19 protein-coding genes are annotated in these 20,256 nt (G+C 57.5%); 14 read left to right on the plus strand and 5 right to left on the minus strand.

Features of this window, described 5'->3' with window-relative positions; genetic code table 11:
- The first annotated feature begins 24 nt into the window (after nt 1–24).
- Nucleotides 25–588: an ADP compounds hydrolase NudE gene (gene nudE / locus H7R56_RS02110; protein ID WP_106925130.1), complete on the plus strand. Its 564-nt coding sequence runs from the start codon at nt 25–27 to the stop codon at nt 586–588.
- A 77-nt stretch (nt 589–665) separates the two neighbouring features.
- On the opposite strand, the gene mrcA is transcribed toward nudE, so the two are convergent.
- Complete coding sequence (mrcA, locus tag H7R56_RS02115; RefSeq protein ID WP_181357972.1) at nt 666–3,218, minus strand: peptidoglycan glycosyltransferase/peptidoglycan DD-transpeptidase MrcA; 2,553 nt, start codon at nt 3,216–3,218, stop codon at nt 666–668.
- Between the two features lie 120 nt (nt 3,219–3,338).
- Here mrcA and H7R56_RS02120 point away from each other — a divergent pair, with 120 nt between their 5' ends.
- The 12 genes from H7R56_RS02120 (at nt 3,339) to trpS (ending at nt 13,418) form a co-directional block, all read left to right on the plus strand.
- A complete protein-coding gene (locus H7R56_RS02120; protein WP_106925132.1) occupies nt 3,339–4,127 on the plus strand; it encodes a pilus assembly protein in 789 nt (262 codons plus the stop codon).
- On the plus strand, nt 4,118–4,660 hold the full coding sequence (locus H7R56_RS02125; protein WP_146145696.1) for a PilN domain-containing protein: 543 nt from the start codon (nt 4,118–4,120) through the stop codon (nt 4,658–4,660). The genes H7R56_RS02120 and H7R56_RS02125 overlap by 10 nt, the downstream gene beginning before the upstream one ends.
- Nucleotides 4,647–5,105: a HofO family protein gene (locus tag H7R56_RS02130; RefSeq protein WP_106925134.1), complete on the plus strand. Its 459-nt coding sequence runs from the start codon at nt 4,647–4,649 to the stop codon at nt 5,103–5,105. The genes H7R56_RS02125 and H7R56_RS02130 overlap by 14 nt, the downstream gene beginning before the upstream one ends.
- Entirely contained in the window at nt 5,095–5,535 is a 441-nt protein-coding gene (locus tag H7R56_RS27585; RefSeq protein ID WP_106925135.1) for a HofP DNA utilization family protein, read from the plus strand. The genes H7R56_RS02130 and H7R56_RS27585 overlap by 11 nt, the downstream gene beginning before the upstream one ends.
- Entirely contained in the window at nt 5,423–6,643 is a 1,221-nt protein-coding gene (hofQ, locus tag H7R56_RS02135; RefSeq protein ID WP_223878916.1) for a DNA uptake porin HofQ, read from the plus strand. The genes H7R56_RS27585 and hofQ overlap by 113 nt, the downstream gene beginning before the upstream one ends.
- 280 nt (nt 6,644–6,923) lie before the next feature.
- The gene (gene aroK / locus H7R56_RS02140; RefSeq protein WP_035892101.1) at nt 6,924–7,445 is read left to right on the plus strand and encodes a shikimate kinase AroK; all 522 of its coding nucleotides are present in this window, start codon (nt 6,924–6,926) and stop codon (nt 7,443–7,445) included.
- A 58-nt stretch (nt 7,446–7,503) separates the two neighbouring features.
- Nucleotides 7,504–8,598 (plus strand): 3-dehydroquinate synthase, encoded by a 1,095-nt coding sequence (gene aroB, locus H7R56_RS02145; RefSeq protein WP_106925137.1) that lies wholly within the window; start codon nt 7,504–7,506, stop codon nt 8,596–8,598.
- 84 nt (nt 8,599–8,682) lie between these two features.
- Nucleotides 8,683–10,005 (plus strand): cell division protein DamX, encoded by a 1,323-nt coding sequence (damX, locus tag H7R56_RS02150; protein ID WP_106925138.1) that lies wholly within the window; start codon nt 8,683–8,685, stop codon nt 10,003–10,005.
- 117 nt (nt 10,006–10,122) lie between these two features.
- Nucleotides 10,123–10,956, plus strand: a complete 834-nt coding sequence (gene dam / locus H7R56_RS02155; RefSeq protein ID WP_106925139.1) for an adenine-specific DNA-methyltransferase — start codon at nt 10,123–10,125, stop codon at nt 10,954–10,956.
- A 33-nt stretch (nt 10,957–10,989) separates the two neighbouring features.
- The gene (gene rpe / locus H7R56_RS02160; RefSeq protein ID WP_106925140.1) at nt 10,990–11,667 is read left to right on the plus strand and encodes a ribulose-phosphate 3-epimerase; all 678 of its coding nucleotides are present in this window, start codon (nt 10,990–10,992) and stop codon (nt 11,665–11,667) included.
- On the plus strand, nt 11,660–12,421 hold the full coding sequence (gene gph, locus H7R56_RS02165) for a phosphoglycolate phosphatase (RefSeq protein ID WP_106925141.1): 762 nt from the start codon (nt 11,660–11,662) through the stop codon (nt 12,419–12,421). Before rpe ends, gph begins: the two co-directional genes overlap by 8 nt.
- Nucleotides 12,414–13,418, plus strand: a complete 1,005-nt coding sequence (gene trpS / locus H7R56_RS02170; RefSeq protein ID WP_106925142.1) for a tryptophan--tRNA ligase — start codon at nt 12,414–12,416, stop codon at nt 13,416–13,418. The genes gph and trpS overlap by 8 nt, the downstream gene beginning before the upstream one ends.
- A 162-nt stretch (nt 13,419–13,580) precedes the next feature.
- Here trpS and cysG read toward each other — a convergent pair whose 3' ends face one another.
- The 4 genes from cysG to tsgA all read right to left on the minus strand — a co-directional run bounded on the left by cysG (nt 13,581) and on the right by tsgA (nt 19,399).
- Complete coding sequence (gene cysG / locus H7R56_RS02175; RefSeq protein WP_106925143.1) at nt 13,581–14,954, minus strand: siroheme synthase CysG; 1,374 nt, start codon at nt 14,952–14,954, stop codon at nt 13,581–13,583.
- A gap of 147 nt (nt 14,955–15,101) precedes the next feature.
- The gene (gene nirD, locus H7R56_RS02180; RefSeq protein ID WP_106925144.1) at nt 15,102–15,428 is read right to left on the minus strand and encodes a nitrite reductase small subunit NirD; all 327 of its coding nucleotides are present in this window, start codon (nt 15,426–15,428) and stop codon (nt 15,102–15,104) included.
- Nucleotides 15,425–17,968, minus strand: coding sequence for a nitrite reductase large subunit NirB (nirB, locus tag H7R56_RS02185; RefSeq protein ID WP_106925145.1), 2,544 nt, complete (start codon nt 17,966–17,968; stop codon nt 15,425–15,427). Before nirB ends, nirD begins: the two co-directional genes overlap by 4 nt.
- Before the next feature lie 249 nt (nt 17,969–18,217).
- The gene (tsgA, locus tag H7R56_RS02190) at nt 18,218–19,399 is read right to left on the minus strand and encodes an MFS transporter TsgA (RefSeq protein WP_106925147.1); all 1,182 of its coding nucleotides are present in this window, start codon (nt 19,397–19,399) and stop codon (nt 18,218–18,220) included.
- A 278-nt stretch (nt 19,400–19,677) separates the two neighbouring features.
- On the opposite strand from tsgA, the gene ppiA reads away from it, so the two are divergent.
- Nucleotides 19,678–20,250, plus strand: coding sequence for a peptidylprolyl isomerase A (gene ppiA, locus H7R56_RS02195; protein WP_106925148.1), 573 nt, complete (start codon nt 19,678–19,680; stop codon nt 20,248–20,250).
- Nucleotides 20,251–20,256: the final 6 nt, after the last annotated feature.

Below are 20,256 nucleotides of genomic sequence, written 5' to 3' on the forward strand. Positions count from 1 at the left end.
CACCACAGCAAAGACCCCGGCCCAATGAGCAAATCATTACAAAAACCTACCATCCTCCATGTTGAAACCGTCGCAAAGTCGCGCCTGTTTAATGTGGAAAGCGTCGATCTCGAGTTCAGCAACGGCGTCCGTCGCGTTTATGAGCGGATGAAACCCTCCTCGCGCGAAGCGGTAATGATTGTGCCTATTGTCGATGAACACGTCATTTTGATTCGCGAATACGCGGTGGGAACAGAATCTTACGAGCTGGGTTTTTCGAAGGGGCTGATTGATCCTGGCGAAACGGTCATGCAGGCGGCTAACCGTGAACTAAAAGAAGAAGTGGGCTTTGGCGCGCATGAGCTGACGTTCCTGAAAAAGCTCAGCATGGCGCCATCCTATTTTTCCAGCAAAATGAATATCGTTGTGGCGGAAAACCTCTACCCGGAATCCCTGCCGGGCGATGAGCCAGAACCGCTGCCGCAGGTGCGCTGGCCGCTGGCTAACCTGATGGATCTGCTCGACGATCCTGACTTTAGCGAGGCGCGCAACGTGAGCGCGCTGTTCCTGCTACGCGAGTGGCTGAGGGCACAGGGCAGATTGTCATAAAAAAAGGCGCCAACGGCGCCTTTTTTTATGACCCCGCGCGGCAGCGTGCCGTCGGGGTCAGTTGCCCGCGTTACGGGTCAGAACAGCTCGTGGGTTTCCCCGTTATCAATCACTTCAGTACCGACCTCGTGAACCGCCTGCTGTGTAGGCTGCGTTCCTTCAATGAAGTATTCCTGACGACTGCTGCCGCCATTGGCGAGCTGCCCGGTGTTGCGGTCAATATTGACCGTCACAATCCCCGGCGGCGGGGTCAGCGGTTCTTCAGGCACCCCGGCCAGCACGGCCTTCATAAAGGCATCCCAGGCAGGCTGAGCGCTCTTGGCTCCGCCTTCATAGCCTGAAATCTGATCCTTAATTGCGCCTGAAGCCGTGGTGCGCCCCAGGTCACGGCGGTGATCGTCGAAGCCAATCCATACGGAGGTCACCACGCCCGGACCGTAACCGGAGAACCATGCGTCTTTTGAGCTGTTGGTGGTCCCGGTTTTGCCGCCGATGTCGTGGCGGCCAAGATCGCGACCGGCACGCCAGCCCGTACCCTGCCAGCCTGGTTCGCCGAAGATGTTGGTATTCAGCGCGCTCTTAATCAGGAACGACAGCGGCGTGTTGATCACGTGCGGGGCGTACTCCTGGGCACCGTTCTGAGCAACCAGCGGCTGATTCGGCTGCTCAATCTGCGGCATGGGAACGACGGCATTCTGCGGCGTTTGTGATACGGCAACATCTTCAACATCCTGATTTTCCAGAACGTTCGATTTCGGCGTGTCGCCGTAGATCACCGGCAGATTGCACTCAGGGCAGGCGATTTTTGGTTTCGCTTCAAACAGCACGCCGCCCTGGTCGTTTTCAATTTTACTGATGTAGTACGGCTCCACCAGGAAGCCGCCGTTGGCCATCACCGCATAGCCGCGCGCGACCTGCAGCGGGGTAAAGGACGCAGATCCCAGCGCCAGCGATTCCGTATGCACAATATTTTCAGCCGGGAAGCCGAAACGCTGCAAATACTCTGCGGCATAGTCCACGCCCATGGCGCGCATGGCGCGTACCATCACCACGTTCTTAGACTGGCCCAGCCCCTGGCGCAAGCGGATCGGGCCCGCGTATTGTGCCGGGGAGTTTTTGGGCTGCCAGTCGGAACCGGCGCCAGCATCCCAGCGGGAAATAGGCACGTCATTGAGCATGCTGGCGAGAGTTAAGCCCTTATCCATCGCCGCGGTATAGAGGAACGGTTTGATGTTAGAGCCGACCTGACGCAGCGCCTGGGTGGCGCGGTTAAACTTACTCTGGTTGAAGTCGAAGCCGCCGACCAGCGCGATGATCGCACCGTTTTTCGGGTTAATTGACACCAGCGCGGAGTTGACGTCCGGCACCTGCGCCAGCCACCAGCTGTCGCCATTCTGACGCACCCAAATCTGCTGCCCGGCCTGCACGACATCGGTCACTTTACGCGGGGTGGGTCCCTGCGCAGTATCGGAGCGGTAAGGCCGCGCCCAGCGCATCCCTTCCATCGTTAACGAGACCGATGTGCCGTCGGCTAACATGACGGTAGCTTCCTGCGGGTTAGCGGCGGTCACCGCAGCCGGTAGCAGCGGGCCATAAGAAGGCAGAGGGCGCAACGAGGCGCGAATTTTCTTGCTGTCCCACGGCGTTTCACCTGCTTTCCACAGCACGTTGGCCGGACCGCGGTAGCCGTGACGCATGTCGTAATCCATCACGTTATTGCGCAGCGCCTGCTGGGCTGCCTGCTGGTTCTTACGCGTAATCGTGGTGTAAACGCGGTAGCCGTCTTCGTAGGCCTGTTCACCGTACTGCTTGACCATATCCTGGCGCACCATCTCCGTCAGATACGGTGAAGAGAAGGCGATTTCCGGCGCATGGTAGTTGGCGTCAATGGCTTCGTTACGCGCCTGGTCGTACTGTGCCTGGGTGATATAGCCTTCGCTCAACATACGCGACAGCACCACGTTGCGGCGAGCGGTGGCGCGGTCAAGCGAGTAGAGCGGGTTGAAGGTAGACGGCGCCTTCGGCAGGCCTGCAATCACCGCCATTTCGCTCAGACTCAGCTGGTCGGCCGGCTTGCCAAAGTACACCTGTGCCGCAGCCCCCACGCCGTAAGCGCGGTAGCCGAGATAGATCTTGTTCAGGTACAGCTCAAGAATTTCATCTTTACTCAGCAACTGCTCAATACGGATGGCCAGAAAGGCTTCCTTAATTTTGCGCATCAGCGTTTTTTCAGGGCTGAGGAAGAAGTTACGCGCAAGCTGCTGGGTAATGGTACTGGCCCCTTGAGAGGCGTGGCCGTTGACCAGCGCGACGCTGGCGGCACGGAAGATACCAATCGGGTCAATCCCGTGGTGCTCATAGAAGCGGCTATCTTCGGTGGCAATGAACGCTTTCACCATTTCGGGTGGGATCTGGCTAAGGGTCATTGGAATACGACGCTTCTCGCCGTACTGCGCAATGAGCTCGCCGTCTGCGCTATAGACCTGCATAGGTACCTGCAGGCGCACGTCTTTCAGCGTAGCGACGTCTGGCAGCTGCGGCTCAATATATTTGTAGAGGCCATAAATCGAGCCTGCTCCCAGCAGAATGCAACAGACTGCAAGGATGAATAAATACTTTACGAACTTCACCGGAGATTTCCCATTGAGTGGCATTTGGGCAGTTTATAAACAAACGCGCGGTAGTATAAAGGCAAGCCTGATTCATTGATATAGCCGTCACGCTGTTGGTGGCGTAAGGAGAATCGTGAAATGGCTTTCAACTGCTGGCAGGTCGGGCTTCATATTCAGCAAGATAATATCTTTATCATCGCACTCCAGCGCGCGCGCAGCGGCTGGTCTCTGCGCCGTTGGTGGCAGCTACCGCTGTCTTCCTCGGCGTCACCCCATGAACAAGATGAACGCCTGCTGGCCGCGCTGGCGCCGTGGCGTCACGAGCTGCCCTGGCAGCATACAGTGAGCGTAGCCTTTCCCGCCCGGCGCACGCTGCAAAAAAGTCTGCCGGGCGCGGCCATCACCCTGCAGGAGCACGAGCAGCGTCAATGGATTGCCAGCGCGATGTCGCAGCAGCTTGAGATGCCTGTCGATGCACTGTGTTTTGACTATCATCTGGCGGAGCCCGCGGGGCAGTGGAACGTCACCGCCGCGCAGCAGCGCGAGGTGGCCAGTCTACAGCAGCTGCTGCGCCGCCTGCGCTTACACACCGCGGCGATTACGCCGGATGCCTGCGCGCTCCAGGTTTTCCTCCCGCTAATGGTAGACCCGCGAGCCGTACTGGTCTGGCGAGACGCATCGCACTGGCTGTGGGCGCACAGGGAAGGCTGGGGAAGCGGTGCGTTAAGCGACACTGCATCACCGTTGCTGCTGGCTGAGCGGCTGGACGTTGACCCGGCACGGCTGGTGCACATTGGCGCCAATGATCTCGGCGGCCCCTGTTTCGACCCCTGGAGCGCCATCGCGCAAAAGCAGCCGCCGCTACCCACCTGTGGTGATGCCTTTGCCGTGGCAATTGCACTGGCGATGGGGGCGGTATGGCGATAGTTCATACGGTTAATTTTCTGCCGTGGCGGCGAGCCCGATTCTATCGGCATCTACGGCGCTGGGTGGCCGGCGTGGCGGCATGCTGGCTGCTGAGTATGGCGGTGGCATTTTCCTGCCAGCTCAGCGGCAAGGCGAGGCGGGCTGGAGACGACATTCACGCCGACGCGGAGCGGCAGATAACGCAGCAACTGGCGGCGCGCGAACGTGAATGGGCGGCGCGGGCGCAGCAGCAGGCTCTGCTCGCGCAGCGGTTAGCACACCGACGTACCACGGAAGCCTGGGCGGCGCGGTTGAGCACGCTGGCTGAGCAACTTCCTCCCCAGGCGTGGCTTAACGAGCTGGTTTACCGCGAGCGCACGCTGCTGTTATCGGGGACGCTCATACAGTTTGCGGCTCTGGCGGGGGTCGAGCAGGTGCTGACGGCGCTACCCGGTTTCCAGCCCGCAACGGCGGGAAAAATTCAGCGCGATAACGCTGGCCGTTGGCAGGTTCACTATCAGTTGCAGGAGGAGACTGACGATGCGGCTCCCTGACGGCTGGTGGCCGCTCTCGCGGCTGAATGCGCTGCGCCTGACGGCGCTAGCCGCTGCGCTGGCGGGGGCGAGTGTTTGCTATCGCCTCGGGGCATCGGCGTTACAGACGACCGAATCTGAGGCCCGACAGCGTCAGCACGCGCAGTACGCGGCAAGCTGGCGTCGGCTCATGCCGTTGCGTGCGGCGCGAGTCCTCTCACCGGCACGCTCAGATCCTTATGTTCGCTTTTCGCCAACGGCATTCCAACAGTCCGGGGCCCGGCTGGTGAGCTGGCTTCCTTCAGACAAGGGCGGCGAGCTGGTGCTGGACACTCCGTGGGCACAGGTGGCCCCGACCTTCCTGCGGCTGGCTGCGTGCGGTATGCAGGTTACGGCATTCGCGCTTACTGGGGAGAACGGTACGCTGCGCTTGACGTTAGGGCTGGTGCGCAACGATGAACCTTAAGCTTCCGCTGGCTGTGATCGTTGCGGTGCCGCTGCTGTGCGGCATGCGCGATCCTTTTGTTCCCATTGAAGACCCGTGTCATCACGCACAGCTCAGCCTGTGGCGCTATCGCGGGGCGGCGGCGTCGGGCGATCGTCTGATCGGTATCGTTCAGCGCGGTGACGATAAATGGCAGAGGGTAGAAAAAGATGCCGTGCTGCATACCGGCTGGCGTGTATTGCAGGTAACGCCGGAAAATCTGATGGTCGAGACGGGTACGGGCTGCGAGCCGCAGCGCTGGCAATGGACAAGAGAAGGAACGACAAAACATGAACAGGATAAGCCTGCTAATACTGCTGCTTCTGGCGCCGCTGAGCCCGGCGAAAAACGTCACGCTGGTGGTGGACGACGTGCCGGTGGCCCAGGTGCTGCAAAGCCTGGCCGACCTTGAACAGAAGAATCTGGTGATTGCACCCGATGTGCAGGGCTCGCTCTCGCTGCAGCTGCGTAATTTACCGTGGAAACAGGCGTTACAGACGGTGATGACCAGCACCGGGCTGGTTATGCATCAGGAGGGAAGCGTGCTCTTCGTCTATTCGCAGCGCTGGCGTGAAGAGAAGCAGGCGCGAGCGCTGGCGGAACAGGTGCGCCGTCAGCAGACGCTGCCGTTGAAACACGCCAGTATTGTGCTGCAGTACGCTGATGCCAGCGAACTGGCAAAGTCCGGAGGCAAACTTCTCAGCGCGCGCGGCACGCTGACCGTTGACAAGCGCACCAACCGGCTCATCGTTCGCGATGACGGTGAACATCTTCAGGCGTTTAGCGCGTGGGCAACGGAGATGGATATTCCCGTCGGCCAGGTTGAGCTGGCTGCACATATCGTCACTATCAATGAAACCAGCCTACGTGAGCTGGGTGTGAAATGGAGCCTCGCCGAGGCTGAAGGGGCAATAGGGGTTGGTAAAATCACCTCGCTGAGTAGCGATCTGTCGGTAGCCGATGCCACAACGCGCGGTGGTTTTAATATTGGCCGCATCAATGGTCGCCTGCTTGAGCTGGAGCTGTCCGCGCTGGAACAAAAGCAAAAGGTGGATATTATCGCCAGCCCGCGGCTTCTGGCTTCACATTTGCAGCCCGCGAGCATTAAGCAGGGTAGCGAGATTCCCTATCAGGTCTCGAGCGGAGAGAGCGGGGCCACTTCGGTCGAATTTAAAGAAGCGGTGCTGGGCATGGAGGTGACGCCGACGGTGCTACAGAATGGTCGGGTTCGGTTGAAGCTGCATATCAGCGAAAATATGCCGGGCCAGGTGCTACAGCAGGCGGATGGCGAAGTGCTGGCCATCGACAAGCAGGAGATTGAAACCCAGGTTGAGGTTAAAAGTGGCGAAACGCTGGCGCTGGGCGGCATTTTTTCGCAGAAGAATAAAAACGCCAGCGACAGTGTGCCTTTTTTAGGCGATATCCCTTTGTTGGGTCATCTTTTTCGCCGTGATGGGAAAGACAATGAACGACGTGAACTGGTGGTGTTTATCACGCCACGTATTATTTCTGTGCAATAGCAGCGAGTAATCATGCGAATTTAGCAGCGAAGGTGCGCCGTGGGTTTGACGTGGGAGCAGATTTAGCATACAAGGAGTACCGATTTGAGTGTCAGCGTATGCCGCTCGTACTCCTGTAGTCTGCTGATTTAATCTGTTGCCAAACCAGCCGGAGTATTGAGATAATTTTCAGTCTGACTCTCGCTCTATTGCATAAGAGGTTTCAGTTCATGTCCTGCGACGCGTGATGTTCTGCGGCGCGGATTTATCATTAACGAATAGTCTTAGTAGTACCAAAAAAATGGCAGAGAAACGCAATATCTTTCTGGTTGGGCCCATGGGTGCCGGCAAAAGCACTATTGGGCGCCAGCTGGCTCAACAGCTCAATATGGAATTTTACGATTCTGATCAAGAGATTGAGAAACGAACAGGCGCTGACGTGGGCTGGGTCTTTGATGTCGAAGGCGAAGAAGGTTTCCGTGACCGCGAAGAAAAAATCATCAATGAGTTAACGGAAAAGCAGGGTATTGTTCTGGCAACAGGCGGTGGCTCTGTAAAATCACGCGAAACGCGCAATCGTCTCTCCGCTCGTGGCGTGGTTGTCTATCTGGAAACCACCATTGAAAAACAGCTCGCTCGCACTCAGCGCGATAAAAAGCGCCCGCTGCTGCAGGTTGAAACGCCGCCGCGCGAAGTGCTCGAAGCGCTGGCCGACGAACGTAATCCGCTGTATGAAGAGATTGCTGACGTCACTATTCGTACTGACGATCAGAGCGCAAAAGTTGTCGCTAACCAGATCATCCATATGCTGGAAAGCAACTAATACTGGCCTGAAAAGTAGAATGCCAGCGAATAACAGTCACTAAGGTGGACGTCGCGTTATGGAGAGGCTTACAGTAACTCTCGGGGAACGTAGTTACCCGATTACCATCGCGGCTGGTTTGTTTAACGACCCAGCTTCCTTCTTACCGCTCAAGTCCGGCGATCAGGTTATGCTGGTCACCAACGAAACGCTGGCACCGCTTTATCTGGACCAGGTTCGCTCCGTGCTCGAGCAGGCTGGCGTGAAGGTTGATAGCGTCATTCTGCCGGACGGCGAACAGTATAAAAGCCTGGCCGTCATGGATACCGTTTTCACCGCGCTTTTGCAGAAACCACACGGTCGTGATACTACGCTGGTGGCGCTGGGCGGCGGTGTGATCGGTGACTTAACCGGTTTTGCGGCGGCGAGCTATCAGCGCGGCGTACGCTTTATCCAGGTGCCTACCACTCTGCTGTCGCAGGTGGATTCTTCGGTTGGCGGCAAAACCGCGGTCAACCATCCCCTTGGTAAGAATATGATTGGCGCATTCTGGCAGCCGGCCTCCGTTGTGGTTGACCTGAACTGCCTGAAAACGCTACCGAAACGCGAGCTCTCCTCTGGCCTTGCCGAAGTCATTAAGTACGGCATCATCCTGGATGCGCCGTTCTTCGACTGGCTGGAAGCGAACATCGACGCGCTGATGGCGCTGGATGAAAAAGCGATGGCGTACTGTATTCGCCGTTGTTGTGAGCTGAAAGCCGATGTTGTGGCTGCCGACGAGCGCGAAACCGGGTTACGTGCTTTACTCAATCTTGGGCATACGTTTGGCCACGCCATTGAAGCCGAGATGGGTTATGGCAACTGGCTGCACGGTGAAGCCGTGGCGGCGGGTATGGTGATGGCGGCTCACGCCTCCGAGCGCCTGGGCCAGTTTGACGCTCAGGATACTCAGCGCATCATCGCACTGCTTAAGCGCGCAGGGCTGCCGGTTGCGGGTCCGCAGGAGATGACGGCGCAAGCCTATCTGCCGCACATGCTGCGAGATAAAAAAGTCCTGGCTGGCGAAATGCGCTTAGTGCTGCCGCTGGCTATCGGGAAAAGTGAGGTACGCGGTGGCGTATCCCACGATGTGGTTCTTGGCGCTATTGCTGATACCCAGCAGGCGCAACTATAAGAAAGGTCTAGCCGCGTTCGTGCGGTGTTTTAACTTCAGGTGATGTGCAATTGTCGTGGCATAAGCCTTTTAGTGGGGTGTTAAATGGATGAATTTAAACCAGAAGACGAGCTGAAACCCGATCCCAGCGATCGTCGTACTGGTCGCTCTCGTCAATCTTCCGATCGTGACAGCGAGCCACAGATCAACTTTGATGATGTGGAACTCGATGCGGATGAGCGTCGTCCGTCCCGTAGTCGCAAAGCACGTGAAGAAGCCGAGCCGGAAGACGAATACTACGAATCTGAAGAAGCCGATGACGCTGACGCAGAGGAAGTGGTAGAGCGCCGCCCGCGTAAACGTAAAAATGCCGCGCCGCGTAAACCGGCTTCCCGCCAGTACATTATGATGGGGCTGGGCGTGGTTGTGCTGCTGGTGCTGATTGTCGGCATCGGTTCGGCACTGAAAGCACCTTCTTCAAACGATCAAAGCGCATCGTCGGAGAAGAGCATCTCTCTGTCGGGCGATAATACCGATCAGGCCAATGCTTCTCAGCCTCAGCCTGCACAGGAAAACAACCCGCAGCAGGACGTCACGCTGCCGCCAATCTCCTCTACGCCGACCCAGGGCCAGCAGACCGCTGCGCCGGACGGTCAGCAGCGCGTCGAAGTTCAGGGTGACCTGAACAATGCGCTGACGCAGCCGCAGGGCCAGAGCGACGACACGGTCGTGAACTCTACGCTGCCGACGGAACCGGCTACCGTGGCACCGATTCGTAACGGTGCGCGCCCTGCGGTCACTGCGCCGGTGGAAACGCCGCGTCAGACCGCGACGGCTCCGCGTCCGGAACGTAAGCATACGGTTATCGAAACCAAACCGCAGCCGATGGCCACGGTGAAAAAGCAGGCTCCGGCCGCGCAGAGCAAACCGGTTGAAACGAAGCCGGTGACCACTGCGCCGAAACAGACCGTAACGGCGGCCACCTCAACGCCGGCAAAAGCGCCTGCGGCTGAAGCGGCAAAACCGGCGGCAACCACCGCTGCGCCTGCGGCTACCGCCACGACGGCTACGGCCGCTGCAACCGCAGCGCCTGCCGCGACGGCAACCGCAGCGCCTGCCGCGACGGCAACCGGCAAGTCGGCGGGCGACGTGGGCTCGCTGAAATCAGCTTCTGGCTCACATTACACGCTGCAGCTCAGCTCTTCTTCTAACTACGACAACCTCAACGGTTGGGCGAAGAAAGAGAACCTGAAAAACTACGTGGTGTATGAAACCTCTCGCAATGGCCAGCCGTGGTATGTCCTGGTCAGCGGCATCTACGCATCGAAAGATGATGCCAAACGCGCCGTGACCACGCTGCCAGCCGACGTACAGGCCAAAAACCCGTGGGCGAAACCGCTGCATCAGGTACAGTCTGACCTGAAGTAACCGTCGTTTCGTTGTCGACCGCCCCGTCTATATCGCATGGTATAGGCGGGGCGTAGAAGCGCAGGATGCTGTCGGAGCTTTCTCCACAGCCGGAGAGAGTGTAAGTAGTCAGGCCGCATGAAAAAAAATCGCGCTTTTTTGAAATGGGCAGGGGGAAAGTACCCGCTGCTCGATGAAATTCAAGGCCATCTGCCCGAGGGCGATTGTCTGGTTGAACCCTTCGTTGGTGCTGGATCGGTATTCCTGAATACCGATTTTTCGCGTTATATTCTGGCTGATATCAACAGCGATCTCATTGAGCTCTATAAAATCGTTAAAACGCGCGCCGATGAGTACGTTGAGCAGGCGAGGACGCTGTTTGTTCCCGAAACCAATAACGCCGAGCGCTACTATCAATTCCGCGAAGAGTTTAACGCCAGTACCGACCTGTTCCGTCGCGCGGTGCTGTTTTTGTACCTCAACCGCCACGGCTACAACGGCCTGTGCCGTTATAATCTGCGCGGTGAGTTTAACGTCCCGTTTGGCCGTTATAAGAAGCCCTATTTCCCGGAAGCCGAGCTGCGCCATTTCGCTGAGAAGGCGCAAAACGCCGAATTCTACTGCGAGTCTTATGAAGACTGCATGAAGCGCGCCGGCAAAAATGCCGTAGTCTACTGCGATCCGCCCTATGCGCCGCTGTCAGCTACGGCCAATTTTACGGCTTATCACACCAATAGCTTCAGCCTGGAGCAGCAGGAGATTCTGGCGCGAAAGGCGGAGGAGCTGATGGCGAAGCGGATCCCGGTACTGATTTCGAACCATCGTACGCCGCTGACGCTGGAATGGTATAAAAACGCGACGGATACGCACGTCGTCAAGGTTCGACGCAGTATTAGCCGCAACGGCGGCACGCGTAAAAAGGTGGACGAACTGCTGGCGCTGTATCGCCCGCCAGGCAAAAAACAACGTTAAAGACCCTAATGGATAGGCTCTGAGGAGATGCGGATGAAACAGTACCTGATTGCCCCTTCAATTTTGTCGGCCGATTTTGCCCGCCTGGGGGAAGACACGGCCCGTGCGCTGGCCGCCGGGGCGGACGTGGTTCATTTCGATGTTATGGATAACCATTACGTGCCTAACCTGACCATCGGACCGATGGTGCTGAAAGCGCTGCGTGATTACGGCATTACCGCCCCTATTGATGTGCACCTGATGGTGAAACCGGTTGACCGTCTGGTGCCGGACTTTGCCGCCGCAGGCGCCAGCATCATCACTTTCCATCCGGAAGCCTCTGAACACGTTGACCGTACGCTGCAGCTGATCAAAGAACATGGCTGTAAAGCGGGTCTGGTGCTGAACCCGGCTACGCCGCTAAGCTACCTCGACTACGTGATGGACAAGCTGGACGTCATCCTGCTGATGTCGGTTAACCCAGGCTTCGGCGGTCAGTCCTTTATTCCACATACGCTGGACAAGCTGCGGGAAGTGCGTCGCCGCATTGATGCGTCCGGCTATGACATCCGTCTGGAAGTCGACGGCGGCGTGAAGGTGAATAATATTCGCGAAATCGCGGCGGCCGGGGCGGATATGTTTGTCGCCGGGTCGGCGATTTTTGGCCAACCAGACTACAACAAAGTCATTGATGAAATGCGCAGTGAGCTGGCAAAGGTAAGTCATGGATAAATTGCAAACCATTCGCGGCGTCGCGTTTGACCTCGACGGTACGCTGGTCGACAGCGCGCCGGGGCTGACGGCGGCGGTGGATAGCGCCCTGTATGCGCTGGAGCTTCCGGTCGCGGGCGAAGACCGCGTCGTTACCTGGATTGGCAACGGTGCCGACGTTCTGATGGAACGGGCGCTGAACTGGGCCCGCCAGGAACGTGCTTCCCAGCGCGCGGCGCAGGGGAAACCCTCCGTCGATAGCCACGATATTCCGCAAGACGAGCAGCTTCGCGTGCTGCGACGTCTGTTCGATCGTTATTATGCCGAGTTTGCCGAAGAGGGTAGCTTCCTGTTCCCGCACGTTGAGCAAACGCTGGCCGCGCTGCACGCCAGCGGCTTACCGCTGGCGCTGGTGACCAACAAGCCAACGCCGTTCGTGGCACCGATACTGGCGTCGCTGGGCATCGACAGCTATTTCTCCGTGGTGATTGGCGGGGATGACGTGCAGAACAAGAAGCCGCATCCCGAGCCGCTGCTGAAGGTAGCGGAAAAGCTTTCTTTGGCCCCGGAAGCGCTGTTGTTTGTCGGTGACTCGCGCAATGATATTCAGGCCGCTAAGGCTGCGGGCTGCACCTCCGTTGGTCTGACCTACGGCTACAACTATGGCGAAGCCATCGCGCTGAGCGAGCCGGACGTCGTCTTTGACCACTTCAATGAACTTTTGCCCGCTCTCGGGCTTGCAAACAGTGAAAATCAGGAATCAGAACATGACTAAGCCCATCGTATTCAGCGGCGCACAGCCGTCAGGTGAACTGACCATCGGTAACTACATGGGTGCACTGCGTCAGTGGGTCAACATGCAGGATGACTATCACTGCATCTACTGCATCGTTGACCAGCACGCGATTACCGTACGTCAGGACCCGCAGGCGCTGCGTAAGGCGACGCTCGACACGCTGGCGCTGTATCTGGCCTGCGGAATCGACCCGGAAAAAAGCACCATCTTCGTACAGTCTCACGTGCCGGAACACGCACAGCTGGGCTGGGCGCTGAACTGCTACACCTATTTCGGCGAGCTGAGCCGTATGACTCAGTTCAAAGATAAATCTGCCCGCTACGCGGAAAACATCAACGCCGGCCTGTTTGACTACCCGGTGCTGATGGCGGCAGACATCCTGCTGTACCAGACCAATCAGGTGCCGGTTGGTGAAGACCAGAAGCAGCACCTGGAGCTGAGCCGCGATGTCGCCCAGCGCTTTAACGCCATCTACGGCGATATCTTCAAAGTGCCTGAGCCGTTTATTCCGAAGTCCGGCGCGCGCGTGATGTCGCTGCTTGAGCCGACCAAGAAGATGTCCAAGTCCGATGACAACCGCAACAACGTGATTGGCCTGCTGGAAGACCCGAAATCGGTAGTGAAAAAGATCAAACGTGCGATGACCGACTCTGAAGAGCCGCCGGTTATTCGCTACGATCAGAAAGAGAAAGCGGGCGTTTCTAACCTGCTGGATATTCTCTCCGGCGTAACCGGCCAGAGCATTCCTGAGCTGGAAAAACACTTCGAAGGCAAGATGTACGGCCACCTGAAAGGGGAAGTGGCGGAAGCCGTTTCCGGTATGCTGAGCGAACTGCAGGAGCGTTATCATCGCTTCCGTAACGACGAAGCTTTCCTGCAGAAGATCATGAAAGAAGGCGCAGAGAAGGCCAGCGCGCGTGCATCTCAGACGCTGAAGGCGGTGTACGAAGCGATTGGCTTTGTGGCCAAACCGTAAGCATTAGCGCAAATTGCCGGGTGGCGGCTGCGCCTTACCCGGCCTACATGCTCTGCAATATCAGTGGGTTGTGTGGGTTTATGTAGGCCTGATAAGCGAAGCGCCATCAGGCAGCTATTTTGTCACCAACTTCAAACCGGGATAATCCCGGTTTTTTTACGTTTAATGGTTGGAGAACCAGTTCAACCGGTCGCGAAGCCCAACCACGCGCCCAACGATAATCAGCGCCGGGCTCGCCATCTGCTGCGCCAGCTCGCCGAGCTGCGTCAACTGACCATCGACCACGCGCTGGTTCACCGCCGTACCGTTCTCGACGATGGCGACCGGCATATCGCCCTGCATTCCGTGCTCAATCAGCTTCTGTTGAATAGTGGCTGCCTGGTTCAACCCCATGTAGAACACCAGCGTTTGCTTTTCTGCCGCCAGGTTTTCCCAGTCCAGTTCGCCGCCGGTCTTCAGGTGGCCGGTGACCAGGCGTACGCTTTGTGCGTAGTCGCGATGGGTCAGCGGAATGCCGGAGTAAGCCGAGCAGCCTGAAGCGGCCGTGATCCCCGGCACCACCGAGAAAGGAATACCCGCATCGCACAGGGTTTCCAGTTCTTCACCGCCGCGACCAAAAATAAAGGGGTCGCCGCCTTTCAGGCGCACCACGCGTTTACCCTGCTGTGCTTCACGCAGCAGAATCTGGTTAATTTCATCCTGCGGTACGCAGTGGTAGCCCGCGCGTTTACCGACGAATACGCGGTCTGCGTCGCGGCGAACCAGATTCATGATGTCATCAGAGACCAGTCGGTCGTATACCACGACGTCAGCCTGCTGGATCTGCTGTAGCCCTTTGAGCGTCAGGAGCCCGGCATCGCCCGGCCCGGCGCCGACCAGCACCACTTCACCACGGTGGTCGAGCGGGGCGGTCAGCAGCTGTTCGGTCGTTTCTTCAATGGCCTGGCGGTCCTGGTTAGCCAGCGACTGCGCCAGGCGATCGTTCATGAACATTTTTTCCCAGAAGCGGCGGCGTTCGCCCATCGTGGAGAACTGTTTTTTCACCCGTTCGCGTAGCTTTCCGGCATAGGCCGCAACCTGGCCCAGATGCTGTGGCAGCATCGCTTCCAGCTTCTCGCGCAGCAGGCGTGCCAGCACCGGTGAGGTGCCGCCGGAGGAGACCGCTACCATGAGCGGCGAGCGGTCGATAATTGATGGCATGATAAAGCTTGCGGCTTTCGGCGCATCCACCACGTTGCAGAAAATGCGTCGAGCTTCCGCCTCATCGCTGACCTGCTGATTGACCGCATCGTCGTCGGTGGCGGCAATGGCCAGCCAGCAGGGGTCGAGCAGAGCGGGCTGGAAGTCGCCCGCGACCAGCGTCAGCATTCCCGCCTCGGCCCAGACGTGGAACTGCGGGACGTAATCCCGCGCATTTACCGTGAGGCGAGCGCCGGCGTCCAGCAGTAGACGCGCCTTGCGTTCGGCAACATCACCGCCGCCGACCAGCAAACATTCGCGATCGCGCAGTTGGCAAAAGATGGGTAAGTGATCCACGGGGCAACCTCACGGAATTAGCAATAGAAATGCGGGGAATGAATAATGCGGGTAAGGATAACAGCAGACATCGTACGGAATACACGATTTTTCCTGCTGTTACCCCTTTAAGGTCATAAGTTTTTGGTATTACTTATGCCTGAACGTTCAGGCCTTGAGCTGCACCTGGCCGTCTTTAACGCGCGCTTCGTAATGGGCGACGGAATGGCTCTCATCTTCCATGCACAGCCCATCACGCAGACGGAAGCGCTGTTTTTTCAGCGGGCTTGCTACCCACAGCTCGCCCTGATGTTCGGCAATCAGGCCGCGAGACAGCACGCTCGATTCGAAGAACGGGTCGATGTTGCTGATGGCAAAGACCCGATCATCGGCATACGGGCGGAAGATCGCCACCTGCTGGTCTCCCAGCAAGGCGCAGACGCCGGTCGCTGGGACAATAGCGTCAATTTTGCAGATATTTACCCACTGGCTCATGCGTTTTCCTCCACCAGAGTGACCGGAATACGTTCATACGGCGTAGCAGGGCGGTGCTGGGCACGCTCGGCAACCACCTGGACGTTCGGGTCACGTTGTTCGCTGTTGATAAAGTGTTTGAAGCGTACCTGAGCGGCCGGGTCGTTTACGGCCTCGGTCCATTCGCAGGCAAACGCTTCACGCAGACGGGCGATTTCAGCTTCCAGATGTTCGTTCAGGCCCAGCTTGTCGTCGATGATCACGGAACGCAGGTAGTCGATACCGCCTTCCAGGTTATCCAGCCACGGCGCGGTACGCGTCAGCTTATCGGCGGTACGGATGTAGAACATCATGAAGCGATCGAGGTATTTGATCAGCGTTTCGCGATCGAGGTCGGCCGCCAGCAGATCCGCGTGACGTGGCTTCATGCCGCCGTTACCGCAGACGTACAGGTTCCAGCCTTTCTCGGTGGCGATGATGCCAACGTCTTTGCCCTGCGCTTCTGCACACTCGCGTGTACAGCCGGAGACGCCAAACTTCATTTTGTGCGGCGTACGAATGCCTTTGTAGCGGTTTTCTAACTCCACGCCGAAGCCCACGCTGTCGCCCACGCCGTAACGACACCAGGTGCTACCGACGCAGGTTTTGGCCATACGCAGCGCTTTCGCATAGGCGTGACCGGTTTCGAAGCCTGCTTCAATCAGCTGACGCCAGATTTCCGGCAGATCGTCTTTCTGCGCACCGAACAGGCCGATACGCTGGGAGCCGGTGATTTTGGTGTACAGATTGAATTCTCGCGCGATACGGCCAACGGCCACCAGGCCTTCTGGGGTGATTTCACCGCCGGCGGAGCGTGGGATCACCGAGTAGGTACCGTCTTTCTGGATATTGGCCAGGAAGTTGTCGTTGGTGTCCTGAAGCGGCGTATGCTGCGGCTTGAGGATATATTCGTTCCAGCAGGAAGCCAGCAGGGACCCCACGGTCGGTTTGCAGACTTCACAGCCGTAGCCTTTGCCGTATTTTGCCAGCAGCTCGTCGAAGGTTTTGATGCCTTCCACGCGAATCAGGTGATACAGCTCCTGGCGGGTGAACGCAAAGTGTTCACACAGGCTGTGGTTGACTTCAATACCCTGTTTCGCCAGCTCGGCGTTGAGGACCTGGGTGACCAGCGGAATACAGCCGCCGCAGCCGGTACCGGCTTTGGTTTCGGCTTTCAGCGCCGCCACGGTGTGGCAACCTTTGTTAATCGCGGCGATCAGATCGCCTTTCGAGACGTCGAAGCAGGAGCAAATTTGCGCGCTGTCCGGCAGCTTATCGACGCCGATAGACGGTTTACCGCTGCTGGCGTGCGCCGGCAGAATCAGCGAATCCGGGTTTTCCGGCAGTTCGATGGCGTTCAGCGCCAGCTGCAGCAGGTTGCCGTAGTCGCTGGTGTCGCCGACCAGCACCGCGCCGAGCAGCGTTTTGTTATCTGCGCTGACGATAAGGCGTTTGTAGACTTCTTTGCTTTCGTCGAGGTAGACGTAGCTGCGCGCACCCGGCGTACGGCCATGCGCATCGCCGATACCGCCTACGTCAACGCCAAGCAGCTTCAGCTTGGCGCTCATATCGGCACCCTGGAAGCTGTTTTCGCTGCCGAGGATGTGGTCAACGGCAACCTGAGCCATTTTGTAGCCCGGCGCCACCAGGCCGTAGACGCGGTTCTTCCAGCTGGCGCATTCGCCGATGGCGTAGATATCCGGATCGGAGGTCTGGCAGCGGTCATTAATCATGATGCCGCCTCGCTGGGCGACTTCCAGACCACACTGGGTGGCCAGCTTGTCGCGCGGGCGAATGCCGGTAGAGAAGACGATAAAGTCGACTTCCAGCTGGCTGCCGTCGGCAAAGCGCATGGTTTTACGGGCGTTCTCGCCTTCCTGCACGATCTCTTTGGTGTTTTTGCTGGTGTGAACCTTCACACCCATGCTTTCGATTTTGCGCTTGAGCTGCTCGCCGCCCATCTGATCGAGCTGTTCCGCCATTAGCATCGGGGCGAATTCGATCACGTGGGTTTCAACGCCGAGGTTTTTCAGCGCGCCGGCTGCTTCGAGGCCGAGCAGGCCGCCGCCGACCACCGCACCGCGTTTGCTACGGCGGGCGCAGGATTCAATGGCGTTCAGATCTTCAATGGTACGGTAAACGAAGCAATCCTGAGTTTCAGACCCTTTAATCGGTGGGATCCACGGGTAAGAACCGGTCGCCATAATCAACTTGTCGTAAAAGACGGTACGACCCGCGCTGGAGTGGATCACCTTCTCTTTACGGTTAATGGTGATGGCGCGTTCGCCGACCAGTACCTTCACACCATGCTTCTCATAGAAGCCCTCACGGACCAACGACAGCTCTTCCGCCGTGTGGTGTGAGAAGTAGGAGGAGAGGTGGACGCGGTCGTAGGCGATGCGGGGTTCTTCACAGAAGACGGTAATGTCGAAGTGGCTGGCATCGGATTTATCGAGAAGATCCTCGATAAAACGGTGGCCGACCATGCCGTTACCGATAATTGCGAGTCTGACTTTGCTCATTTTTGCCTCGATTTCTATTCTAATACTGCCTACCTTAACGATTCAGCTAGGGGGATTATTGATTCAAATCAATTTAGCCTTTACCTACCACTTAATGGGTATGGCTATGATTTTAAAGTGGTTTTGTAAGTTGCGGATAATACACAACTTTCTTTGGTGTTTGTTTTTTGTTCGAAATGAGCAAATAAGCGGCGGGGGGCAGAGCTGGAGAAAGGTGCCCCTTTTCAGGTTGAAAAGGGGCGGTAAGGATTAGTGTCCGGCAACCGTAGCATGCTGACGGTGGCGGCTAACGAAGCCGAGGATCAGACACATCACAAACACGACAGCGTAGAGTCCGTTCGCCGTGGTGAGCGCAGCCAGCGGGCCGCTGCTGGCAACGATCGGGCCGGTTACCACGAAGGTCAGCATGGTGCCGATGGTGCCACAGGTCAGCACGAAGTTAACCAGTTTTGGGGAGGCGACTTTGGTCTGTAGCGAACCCAGGGTGATAATTGAGGTATAAATGGCGCTGGAGAAGAAGCCCAGGGTCAGAATAAACCATGCCAGATGCTGCGGTTCGCCGTGGTTGAACAGGTACATCATCACGGTCGCGATGCCAGCCAGCACGGTCAGGATACGCTGCAGGTCGAAGAAGCGCAGGATGAAGCTGAAGGCCCACATGCCGAACATGTAAGACATCCAGAAGTCGCTGACCAGTTTACCCGCGTCACCAAGGCTCATGCCCAGGCCTTTAGCATATTCCGGCACCCAGGAGATAAAGCCCAGCTGGCCGAGGATGTAGCACAGGGCGGCGATGGACAGGAACAGCACGCCAATGCCCCACTTCTCTTTGACCACTGGCTGGTCGTTCTGTTGGGCTTTTTTCCCCAGCAGTGGGAACTCGCAGCCGAAGGTCAGCACGAAAATCGCGACGTAGATCAGGCCAATGCAGGCATAGACCCAGTACCACTCGATGGTACGAGCCAGTAGCCAGGCGGCGAGCATCGGGAAAATCATCCCCGCCATGCTGAAGAAGGAGTCGGTAAACAGCAGGCGCGCGCCGCGCTGACGGCCTTCATACATATGGGTAATCAGGAAGGTACCGATCGACATGGTGATCCCGCTGACCAGACCGAGCACGAACATGGCCGCCGAGAACAGCGCCAGGCTGTGGCTGGTCATCAGGCCGGCCACCGCCAGTACCATCAGAATGAAGCCAAAACGCAGCTGCGTCTTCAGGGGAACAATTTCCATCAGCCATGCATTGAGGAAAATCGAGATCAGAATACCGGCGTTCAGGAAGGTAAAGGTGTTACTCATGCTGGAAACGGGCAGATTGAAGTAATCGGCGATGTTCCCCATCACCATCCCGGTGACGATCACCAACGCACCGGTAAGGGCGTAGGAGAAGAAGCTAATCCATGTGAGCTTGATACGGTTGCTGTTAGTCATGACTGGCCTGTGAATAGTTGTGTAAAGCGCGTTGACACTGCGCTGAGCGGGCAGATTTTAGTCACTGAAGTGACGTATTCATAGTTTTATTACGCAAACGTTGGCGTATTACACTTTTCATTGTGATCTGGATCACAAAATCAAATGTGGCAATGCTTACCACGCTCATTATAAGCGTTGAGCCCAGGTAAACTTTGGTAAAGCACTGGCCTGAGGGGCTGTCCCTCTTTAGAATCAAGCCACTTGCTTTCTCTACTGCACCTGTTAAAGGAATTCTCATGCTCAAATCAACTCTGGCGGCCGTGGCGGCTGTTTTTGCTCTCTCGGCGATGGCTCCTGCGGCTTTAGCAGCAACCCAGAATCCGCACGTACTGCTGACGACCTCCGCGGGTAATATCGAGCTGCAGCTGGATAGCCAGAAAGCGCCGGTTTCCGTTGAAAACTTCCTGAAATACGTTAATAGCGGCTTTTACAACAACACGACGTTCCACCGCGTGATCCCGGGCTTTATGGTTCAGGGCGGCGGTTTTAACGAGCAGATGCAGCAGAAGCAGCCGAACCCGCCGATTAAAAACGAAGCTGACAATGGCCTGCGTAATACTCGCGGCACTATCGCGATGGCGCGTACTGCTGATAAAGATAGCGCAACCAGCCAGTTCTTCATCAACGTGGCCGATAACGCCTTCCTTGATCACGGTCAGCGTGATTTCGGCTATGCGGTATTCGGCAAGGTTGTGAAGGGCATGGACGTGGCGGATAAAATCTCCCAGGTGCCGAGCCATAACGTCGGGCCGTACCAGAATGTGCCGACCAAGCCGGTCGTGATCCTTTCCGCGAAAGTCCTGCCGTAAGCCATA

Source organism: Klebsiella sp. WP3-W18-ESBL-02 (genome assembly GCF_014168815.1).
Lineage (GTDB): Bacteria > Pseudomonadota > Gammaproteobacteria > Enterobacterales > Enterobacteriaceae > Kluyvera > Kluyvera ascorbata_B.